Origin of the sequence: Streptomyces alkaliterrae, assembly GCF_007097205.2 — a bacterium.
Taxonomy (GTDB): Bacteria; Actinomycetota; Actinomycetes; order Streptomycetales; family Streptomycetaceae; genus Streptomyces; species Streptomyces alkaliterrae.
In genome coordinates, this window is sequence record NZ_VJYK02000224.1 from 1 (window position 1) to 9,173 (window position 9,173).

At 72.9% G+C, this 9,173-nt stretch carries 10 protein-coding genes; 9 read left to right on the forward strand and 1 reads right to left on the reverse strand.

Annotated features, from left to right (window positions below; genetic code table 11):
• From FNX44_RS19175 to mutM, 9 genes are all read left to right on the forward strand, one after another.
• A partial coding sequence (locus tag FNX44_RS19175) for a fatty acid kinase subunit FakA-related protein (protein WP_500274136.1) occupies positions 1 to 967 on the forward strand: 967 nt, incomplete at its 5' end.
• Positions 968 to 1,028: 61 nt separating this feature from the next.
• Entirely contained in the window at positions 1,029 to 3,281 is a 2,253-nt protein-coding gene (gene recG / locus FNX44_RS19180; protein ID WP_153507472.1) for an ATP-dependent DNA helicase RecG, read from the forward strand.
• A gap of 156 nt (positions 3,282 to 3,437) precedes the next feature.
• Positions 3,438 to 4,022 (forward strand): 16S rRNA (guanine(966)-N(2))-methyltransferase RsmD, encoded by a 585-nt coding sequence (gene rsmD / locus FNX44_RS19185; RefSeq protein ID WP_143649534.1) that lies wholly within the window; start codon positions 3,438 to 3,440, stop codon positions 4,020 to 4,022.
• A 26-nt stretch (positions 4,023 to 4,048) separates the two neighbouring features.
• The gene (gene coaD, locus FNX44_RS19190; protein ID WP_181354342.1) at positions 4,049 to 4,528 is read left to right on the forward strand and encodes a pantetheine-phosphate adenylyltransferase; all 480 of its coding nucleotides are present in this window, start codon (positions 4,049 to 4,051) and stop codon (positions 4,526 to 4,528) included.
• Between the two features lie 65 nt (positions 4,529 to 4,593).
• Complete coding sequence (locus FNX44_RS19195; RefSeq protein ID WP_143649536.1) at positions 4,594 to 5,799, forward strand: F0F1 ATP synthase subunit B; 1,206 nt, start codon at positions 4,594 to 4,596, stop codon at positions 5,797 to 5,799.
• 206 nt (positions 5,800 to 6,005) lie between these two features.
• On the forward strand, positions 6,006 to 6,620 hold the full coding sequence (locus tag FNX44_RS19200; RefSeq protein ID WP_407699101.1) for a YceD family protein: 615 nt from the start codon (positions 6,006 to 6,008) through the stop codon (positions 6,618 to 6,620).
• A gap of 2 nt (positions 6,621 to 6,622) precedes the next feature.
• On the forward strand, positions 6,623 to 6,796 hold the full coding sequence (gene rpmF, locus FNX44_RS19205; RefSeq protein ID WP_143649538.1) for a 50S ribosomal protein L32: 174 nt from the start codon (positions 6,623 to 6,625) through the stop codon (positions 6,794 to 6,796).
• Positions 6,797 to 6,815: 19 nt separating this feature from the next.
• On the forward strand, positions 6,816 to 7,649 hold the full coding sequence (gene rnc, locus FNX44_RS19210; RefSeq protein ID WP_143649539.1) for a ribonuclease III: 834 nt from the start codon (positions 6,816 to 6,818) through the stop codon (positions 7,647 to 7,649).
• 132 nt (positions 7,650 to 7,781) lie between these two features.
• A complete protein-coding gene (gene mutM, locus FNX44_RS19215; protein ID WP_143649540.1) occupies positions 7,782 to 8,684 on the forward strand; it encodes a bifunctional DNA-formamidopyrimidine glycosylase/DNA-(apurinic or apyrimidinic site) lyase in 903 nt (300 codons plus the stop codon).
• Positions 8,685 to 8,726: 42 nt separating this feature from the next.
• Here mutM and FNX44_RS19220 read toward each other — a convergent pair.
• The coding region (locus FNX44_RS19220; RefSeq protein ID WP_228450012.1) for a CAP domain-containing protein at positions 8,727 to 9,173 on the reverse strand (447 nt) is incomplete at its 5' end.

Here is a 9,173-nt window from a genome sequence, read left to right on the forward strand (position 1 = left end):
GGCCCCCACGCACTGCCCGCGCCCCCGGGTAGACCACTCCGGCGCGGCCGGCACCGTCGGACCGGCGTACGAGGTCATCTACCTGCTGGACGCGACAGAGGAGGCCGTCGCTCGGCTGCGCGGCCGACTGGACGCCCTCGGCGACTCCCTGGTGGTCGTCGGCGGCGACGGCCTGTGGAACGTGCACGTGCACGTCGACGACGCCGGTGCCGCCGTGGAGGCCGGAGTGGAGGCGGGCCGCCCGCACCGCATCCGCATCACCCACTTCGACCGGCTCGGGGAGCAGCCCGCGCCGACGCCCGAACCGGTCGCCCGCGCGGTGGTCGCCGTGGTGCCCGGTGACGGGCTCGCCGCGCTGTGCGCCGAGGCCGGCGCGACCGTGCTGACCACCCGCGCCGGCGAGCCGCCGGCCAGCGGCGAACTGGCCGCCGCCGTCACCCGGGCCCACGCGCGCGAGGTGATCCTGCTGCCCGGCAGCGCCGAACTCCGCCACCCGGCGGCGGCCGCCGCCGAACAGGCCCGCGCCGCCGGACTGCGGGTGGCGATCGTGCCGACCCGCTCCCCGGTCCAGAACCTCGCCGCGCTCGCCGTACACGAACCGTCCCGCCGCTTCGACGAGGACGTCGTTGCGATGACCGCGGCAGCGGGCGCCACCCGCTTCGGCGAGCTCGCCGTCGCCGAACACCGCTCGTGGACGACGGCCGGGGTCTGCGAGGCCGGCGACCTCCTCGGCATGATCGACGGCGACGTCGCGGTCATCGGCCGCGAGCTGTTCGAGACGGCCACCGCCGTGCTGGACCGCATGCTGGCCGCCGGCGGCGAACTTGTCACCGTGGTGCTCGGCACCGACGTCGACCGCGCCCTCGCCGACCGGCTGGAGCAGCACGTACGGCGCGGCCACCTCGGCGTCGACACCCTCGTCTACACCGGCAGGCAGAGCGCGCCGCTGCTCATCGGCGTCGAGTAGCGCGGGCCGGGACCGGCCGCCGCAGGCGTCGTCCGCGGCGCTGTCACAGGCGTGCGCCAAGATGGGGACCGTGTCCGCACTGGCTGATCCCCTCAAGAAGGTCGTGGGCGGCAGCACCGCCACGGTGATGGCCGAACAGCTCGGCCTGCACACCGTCGGCGACCTGCTGCACCACTACCCCCGCCGCTACGCCGAACGAGGCGAGCTGACGCGTCTGGCCGACCTCCCGCTGGACGAGCACGTCACGGTCGTCGCCCGGGTCGCCGACGCGCGGCTGCTGAAGTTCAACCGGGGCCGGGGCCAGCGGCTGGAGGTGACGCTCACCGACGGCAGCGGGCGGCTCCAGCTGGTCTTCTTCGGGCGCGGCGCCTTCGCCCACGAGAAGCAGTTGCTGCCGGGGCGGCGCGGGATGTTCGCCGGCAAGGTCTCGGTGTTCAACCGCAAGCTGCAACTCGCCCACCCCGAGTACAAGTTGCTCGACGAGGAGGACGGCCGGGAGACCGTCGAGCGCTTCGCCGGCGAGCTGCTCCCGCTCTACCCGGCCTGCCGCCAGCTGAACTCCTGGAAGATCGAGCAGGCCGTCGGCACGGTGCTGGACTCGCTGGAGGCCATCGACTGGGCCGGACTCGTCGACCCGCTGCCGGGTACCCTGCGCCGGTCCCGCGAGCTGCTGCCGCTGCCGGAGGCGCTTGCCGGAATCCACCGACCGCGCACCAGGGCCGACATCCACGCGGCCCGCGCGCGGCTGAAGTGGGACGAGGCCTTTGTCCTCCAGGTCGCCCTGGCCCGCCGGAGGCTGGCTGACGAGCAGCTGCCCGCGACACCCAGGGTCGCCCGTCCGGACGGCCTGCTGGCGGCTTTCGACGCCCGGCTGCCGTTCACCCTCACCGAGGGCCAGCAGCGCGTCAGCCGGGAGATCCACGACGATCTCGCCCGCTCGCACCCGATGCACCGGCTGCTCCAGGGCGAGGTCGGCTCCGGAAAGACGATGGTGGCGCTGCGCGCGATGCTCACCGTGGTGGACGCCGGCGGGCAGGCGGCGATGCTCGCCCCGACGGAGGTGCTGGCCCAGCAGCACCACCGCTCGATCGTGGAGATGATGGGCGACCTCGCCGAGGGCGGCATGCTCGGCGGCAGCGAGCTGGGCACGAAGGTCGTGCTGCTGACCGGCTCGATGGGCGCGGCGGCCCGTCGGCAGGCCCTGCTCGACCTGGCCACCGGCGAGGCCGGTGTGGTCATCGGCACCCACGCGCTCATCGAGGACAAGGTCCGCTTCCACGACCTCGGCCTGGTCGTCGTCGACGAGCAGCACCGGTTCGGCGTGGAGCAGCGCGACGCGTTGCGCTCCAAGGGGAGCCGGCCGCCGCACCTGCTGGTCATGACGGCCACCCCGATCCCGCGCACGGTCGCGATGACCGTCTTCGGCGACCTCGAGACCTCGGTGCTCGACCAGCTCCCGGCCGGTCGGGCGCCGATCGCCACCCACGTCGTGCCGGCCGCCGACAAACCGCACTTCCTCGCCCGCGCCTGGGAGCGGGTGCGGGAGGAAGCCCTGGCCGGGCACCAGGCGTACGTCGTCTGCCCCCGCATCGGCGACGAAGAGCCGGCGGCGGGCGAGAGGAAGGGCCGGAAGGCGGCGGAACCGGAGGAGGTCGCGGACGGCGCCGCGGCGGAACCCGAGGGGCCCGACGGGGAGGAGCGGAGGCCGCCGCTGGCCGTGGTCGACGTCGCCGGGCAGCTCGGCGGAATCCTCTCCGGGCTGCGGGTGGCGGTGCTGCACGGCCGTATGCCGCCGGACGAGAAGGACGACGTGATGCGCCGCTTCGCCGCCGGTGAGATCGACGTGCTGGTCGCCACGACGGTGATCGAGGTCGGCGTGAACGTCCCCAACGCGACCGTCATGGTGATCATGGACGCCGACCGGTTCGGCGTCTCCCAACTGCACCAGCTGCGCGGCCGCGTCGGGCGAGGATCGGCCGCCGGGCTGTGCCTGCTCGTCACCGAGGCGCCGGAGGCGAGCCCGGCCCGTGCCCGGCTGGCCGCGGTCGCCGCGACGCTCGACGGGTTCGAGCTGTCCCGCATCGACCTGGAGCAGCGACGGGAGGGCGACGTCCTCGGCCAGGCGCAGTCCGGGGTCCGTTCCAGCCTGCGGATGCTCACCGTCATCGAGGACGAGGAGGTCATCGCCGAGGCCCGGCGGGAGGCCACGGCGGTGGTGGCCGCCGACCCGACGCTGGAGAGCCTGCCGGGGCTGCGCACCGCGCTGGACGCGCTGCTGGACGCCGAGCGGGAGGAGTACCTGGACAAGGGCTGACCGGGCCCGCGCCGCGCAGGGTGGTCGGCCGGCCGCCGCGGACGGCCATATCGTTGGGTGCACGGCCGCCGACCACGACCGGCGGACCGCCTGATTCCGCAACCGCCCGACTCCCGAGACCGACTCCCGAGACCGACTCCTAAGGACTTGCCCGCCATGCCTCGCGTGATCGCCGGAAGCGCCGGTGGCCGTCGGTTGGCCGTGCCGCCCGGCACGGGCACCAGGCCCACCTCGGACCGTGCCCGGGAGGGCCTGTTCTCCAGCTGGGAGGCCCGGCTGGGCGAGTGGACCGGCCTTCGCGTGCTGGACCTGTACGCCGGCTCGGGCGCGGTGGGCCTTGAGGCGCTGTCCAGGGGCGCCGCGCACGCCCTGCTGGTGGAGGCCGACGCGCGGGCCGCGAAGATCGCCCGGGAGAACGTCCGCAGCACCGCCCTGCGCGGCGCCGAGGTGCGCACCGCCAAGGCCGAGCAACTGCTTCAGGGGCCGCCACCCGAGCAGCCGTTCGACGTCGTCTTCCTCGATCCGCCGTACGCCGTCACCGACGACCGGCTGCGGGAGATCCTGCTCACACTCCGTACGGGGGGCTGGCTCTCCGCCGCCGCGCTCGCCACCGTGGAGCGCAGCACCAGAGGCGGCGAGTTCCGCTGGCCGGACGGCTTCGAGGCCCTGCGATCCCGTCGCTACGGCGAGGGAACGTTTTGGTACGGTCGCGCGGCCGAAGAAGTTACCGACGCGTCATGACCAGCCCGGAGAGCGAGGGAAGACCAGTGCGCCGCGCCGTCTGCCCGGGGTCCTTCGACCCCATCACCAACGGACATCTCGACATCATCGGCCGGGCCTCCAAGCTCTACGACGTCGTGCACGTCGCGGTGATGATCAACAAGAGCAAGCAGGGGCTGTTCACGGTCGACGAGCGCATCGACATGATCCGCACGGTGACCGCCGAATACGAGAACGTCGAGGTGGAGGCGTTCCACGGCCTGCTCGTCGACTTCTGCAAGCAGCGCGACATCCCGGCGATCGTCAAGGGCCTGCGCGCGGTCAGCGACTTCGACTACGAGTTGCAGATGGCGCAGATGAACATCGGACTCTCGGGCGTCGAGACGCTTTTCGTGCCGACCAACCCGACTTACAGCTTCCTCTCCTCCAGCCTGGTCAAGGAGGTCGCGGCCTGGGGCGGCGACGTCTCGCACCTGGTGCCGGAGCCGGTGCTGACGGCGCTGCGGGCCCGGCTGGCCGAGCGCTGAACGCGGTGGGGGAGGCGGGCGCTTCGGCTGTCGCGGGGGCGTCCGCTGGCCGTACAGTCACCCCCGTGGACGTACAGCAGAGACTCGACGAGATCGTCACGGCGGTCAAGAGCGCCCGCTCCATGCCCATGTCGGCCTCCTGCGTGGTCAACCGCGCCGAGCTGCTGGGCCTGCTGGAGGAGGTGCGCCAGGCACTCCCCGGCTCACTCGCGCAGGCCCAGGAGGTGCTGGGCGACCGGGAGCAGGTCGTCGCCGAGGCGCGCCAGGAGGCCCAGCGGATCATCGACGCCGCGCACCACGAGCGCGGCTCGCTGGTCTCCGGCACCGAGGTGGCCCGCCGGTCCCAGCAGGAGGCCGACCGCATCCTCGACGAGGCCCGCCGGGAGGCCGCCGAGATCCGCGCCCAGGCCGACGACTACGTCGACAGCAAGCTGGCGAACTTCGAGGTCGTGCTCAGCAAGACGATCGGCTCCGTCGACCGGGGCCGGGAGAAGCTGCTCGGCCGCACCGCCGACGGCCAGGACGTCGCGATCGACGACCCGCAGGAGTACCCCGTCGACCCGGAGACCCGCCGGCAGCGCGCCGAGGAGTACATCGAGGCGCAGTTCAGGGCGTTCGAGGCGGTTCTGGCCAAGACCCTGGAAGCCGTCGGCCGCGGCCGTCAGAAGCTCACCGGACACCGGCCGACAGACGAACTCGCCGAGCACATGGCGGCCCAGGACGGCGAGGGCGGCCCGGCCGGCGGTGTCCGCGCCAGCGACGCCGACTACCTCGCGGGACTCGCCGAACTCCCCGACGGTACGGACGCGTCCACGTCCCCCGCCGCGCAGACCGGCTACCCGGGCGAGGGCGGGACGGCCGGCGGCTACGACTCGAACGACCCCGCCGGCTACCCCTCCGGCGGTTATCCGCAGGAGGCCTACCCGGCGGACGGCTACGGCCGGCCCGGCGGCTACCAGCAGCCCGCGCACGCCTCCGACGGATACGGCTACCAGCAGCCAGCCGCGCAGGCTCCCGGCGGCTACGGCTACCCGCAGACGGCCCCCGACGCGACGGGCTACCAGACCGGCTCCTACGACACCGGCGCCTACCAGACCGGCGCCCAGCAGACCGGTTACCAGGACGGCGGCTACCAGACCGGCGGACAGCACCACGGCGGGTACCAGCAGCCCGCGCAGCCGCCCCAGCCGACCGCGCTGGACGAGACCAGCCTGTTCGACACCAGCATGATCGACATGGAGCAGCTGCGCCGCTACGAACAGGGCCGCTGACCGGCGGCCGGGGCTCGGATTGGGATCATCCGGAGCCGTCCAGTATTCTGTCTCTTCGGCCAGGTGTGCCTTCCGGCATGCCGTGGTCGCGGTCCGACCGCCGGGCGCCCGCGCGGCACCCGAACGGTCACCGTCACTTCCACCGCAAGGCCCTCCCAGGAAAGCAGGAAGCCCTGAAAACGCCCCTCGACCACCGCGCCCCTCTCGTGTTCGACACGCGTGAGCTGGGGCGGCGTCCTGGTGCGCTGAAAAGGGTCTCCCGCACGGTGGAGGCCCCGAAGGACCTCGGTATCGAGGTCATCGGGGTGCCCGAGGGGGCTCCGGTGGAGATCGACCTCCGTATGGAGTCGGTCATGGAAGGCGTGCTCGTCACGGGTACCGCCCGCGCCCCCCTGTCGGGGGAGTGCGTAAGGTGTCTCGAGCCGCTGGAGCAGTCGTGCGAGGCGGAGTTCCAGGAGATGTTCTCCTACCCCGACGCCGACGACCGGAGCCGCTTCGCGGACACCGGCGACGACGCCGAGGACGAGGACTCCGGGGAGGACGGGATGCTCTCCCTCGAGGGCGACCTGTTCGACCTCGAACCGGTGCTGCGGGACGCGGTGGTGCTCTCACTGCCGATGCAGCCGGTGTGCCAGGAGGACTGCCCCGGGCTGTGCACCGAATGCGGTGCCCGGCTCGCGGACGATCCTGACCACCAGCACGACGACGCCGTCGACATCCGTTGGGCGGCACTACAGGGACTCGCCGGCACCATCCGGGACGGCGAGAAGGACAACCAGGAAGGCGTCCGCGAGGACGCCGACGAGAAGCAGGAGAAGTAGCCGTGGCTGTTCCGAAGCGGAAGATGTCGCGCAGCAACACGCGCCACCGCCGGTCGCAGTGGAAGGCTGCGGTCCCCACCCTGGTGACGTGTGAGCGTTGCCAGGAGCCGAGGCAGCAGCACATCGCGTGCCCCAGCTGCGGCACCTACAACAAGCGTCAGGTCCTCGAGGTCTGATCGGCGGGTGACAGGCTCCATGTCAGACGCCGGCACGCCAGAGACCACGTCCCGCGCACGCGGGGGTGAATCGGCAGCGGCGGATCTGGGGTCCGCGGGGGCGAAGGAGTCGTCCCCCTCGCTCCTGGAAGGGCGGCTCGGGTACCAACTCGAGTCCGCCCTTCTGGTGCGTGCGCTCACCCACCGCAGCTACGCGTACGAGAACGGCGGCCTGCCCACCAACGAGCGCCTGGAGTTCCTGGGCGACTCGGTACTCGGCCTGGTCGTCACGGACACGCTGTACCGCAACCACCCCGACCTGCCGGAGGGCCAGCTGGCCAAGCTCCGGGCGGCCGTGGTGAACTCGCGGGCGCTGGCCGAGGTCGCGCGCGGCCTCGACCTGGGCGCCTTCATCCGGCTCGGCCGGGGCGAGGAGGGCACCGGCGGCCGGGACAAGGCGTCGATCCTCGCGGACACGCTGGAGGCGGTCATCGGCGCGGTCTACCTCGACCAGGGGTTGGACGCCGCGGACAAGCTGATCCACCGACTGTTCGACCCGCTCATCGAGAAGTCCTCCAGCCTGGGCGCGGGCCTCGACTGGAAGACCAGCCTCCAGGAACTCACCGCGGCCGAGAGCCTCGGTGTACCGGAGTACGTGGTGAGCGAGACGGGCCCGGACCACGAGAAGACCTTCACGGCTGCTGCCCGCGTCGGTGGTGTCGCGTACGGCACCGGCACCGGCCGCAGCAAGAAGGAAGCCGAGCAGCAGGCGGCGGAGGCCGCCTGGCGCGAGATCCGCGCGGCGGCCGACGCCGCCGCGCGCGAGGCGGCGGACAAGGCGCCCCGGGAGGCGTCGGCCGAAGCCCCGCACTGAACCAACCACCGTGGCCCCGGCCGGCGCTGAACCGCCGACCGGGGCCACGGCTCTGCGCGGGCCCGAGGGGCGGGCCCGTCCGGACACCCCCGCACCGAGCACCGACGGCCGAGCCGTCCGAGGAGGAGCACCGTGCCCGAGCTGCCCGAGGTGGAAGTCGTCCGACGAGGACTGGAACGCTGGATCGTCGGGCGCAGCACGGCGGAGGTCGCCGTGCTGCATCCGCGGGCGGTCCGCCGCCACGTCGCCGGCGCCGCCGACTTCGCGGCCCGACTGAGCGGTCGGCGCGTCCTCGAAGCCCGCCGACGCGGCAAGTACCTGTGGCTGCCGCTGGGCGGCGGACCCTTCGAGGAGGGGGCGGACGACGGCGACTGGGCGCTTCTCGCCCACCTGGGCATGAGCGGCCAGCTGCTCGTCCAACCGGCCGACGCGCCCGACGAGAAGCACCTACGGGTGCGGATCGGCTTCCAGGACGAGCTGAACACCGAACTGCGCTTCGTCGACCAGCGCACCTTCGGCGGCCTCTCACTCCACCCGCTCACCGGGGACGGCGTGCCCGACGTCGTCGCGCACATCAACCGCGACCCGCTGGACCCGGAGTTCGACGAGGACGCGTTCCTACGGGCCCTGCGTGCCCGGCGCACCACCGTGAAGCGGGCGCTGCTGGACCAGTCGCTGATCAGCGGCGTCGGCAACATCTACGCCGACGAGGCGCTGTGGCGGGCCGGGCTGCACTACGACCGGCCCACCGCGACGCTCACCCGGCCCCGGGTGAGCGAGTTGCTGACACACGTGCGGGCGGTGATGGAGGAGGCGCTTGCGGTCGGCGGCACCAGCTTCGACAGCCTCTACGTCAACGTGAACGGCGAGTCCGGGTACTTCGACCGGTCGTTGGACGCCTACGGCAGGGAGGACGAGCCCTGCCGGCGCTGCGGCACACCGATACGCCGCCGCCCCTGGATGAACAGGTCGAGCTACTACTGCCCGCGCTGCCAGCGCCCGCCGCGCATCCGCCGACCTCTCGCCACGCGCTGACCTCTCGCCACGCGCTGACCGCTCGGCGTGCGCTGAGCGGCGTCAGTAGCCGAAGGCCTGCGTCCACCAGGGGCCGCCGGAGGCGAAGTGCGCCCCGACACCCAGGGTCCTGAAGTCGCAGTTGAGGATGTTCGCCCGGTGCCCCGGGCTCTTCATCCAGGCGTCCATCACCGACTGCGCGTTGGCCTGGCCGCGGGCTATGTTCTCGCCGCCCATGTTGGATATGCCGCGCGCCTTGGCCCGGTCCCAGGGGCTGCGGCCGTCCGGATCGGTGTGCGAGAAGTAGCCGCGCCGGGCCATGTCCCTGCTGTAGTCCCGGGCGAGCCTGGCGAGCGAGGCGTCGGCGCGCAGCGGCTGGCAGCCGGCCTTGGCGCGTTCCTGGTTCACCAGCTTGAGTATCTGGGACTCCGCGCTGCTCCAGGCGTCCGGCGCCTTGGGCGCGGTGGGCAGCGGCGGCGGGGCGCTCGTGGTGGGAGCGGGGGCCGGTGG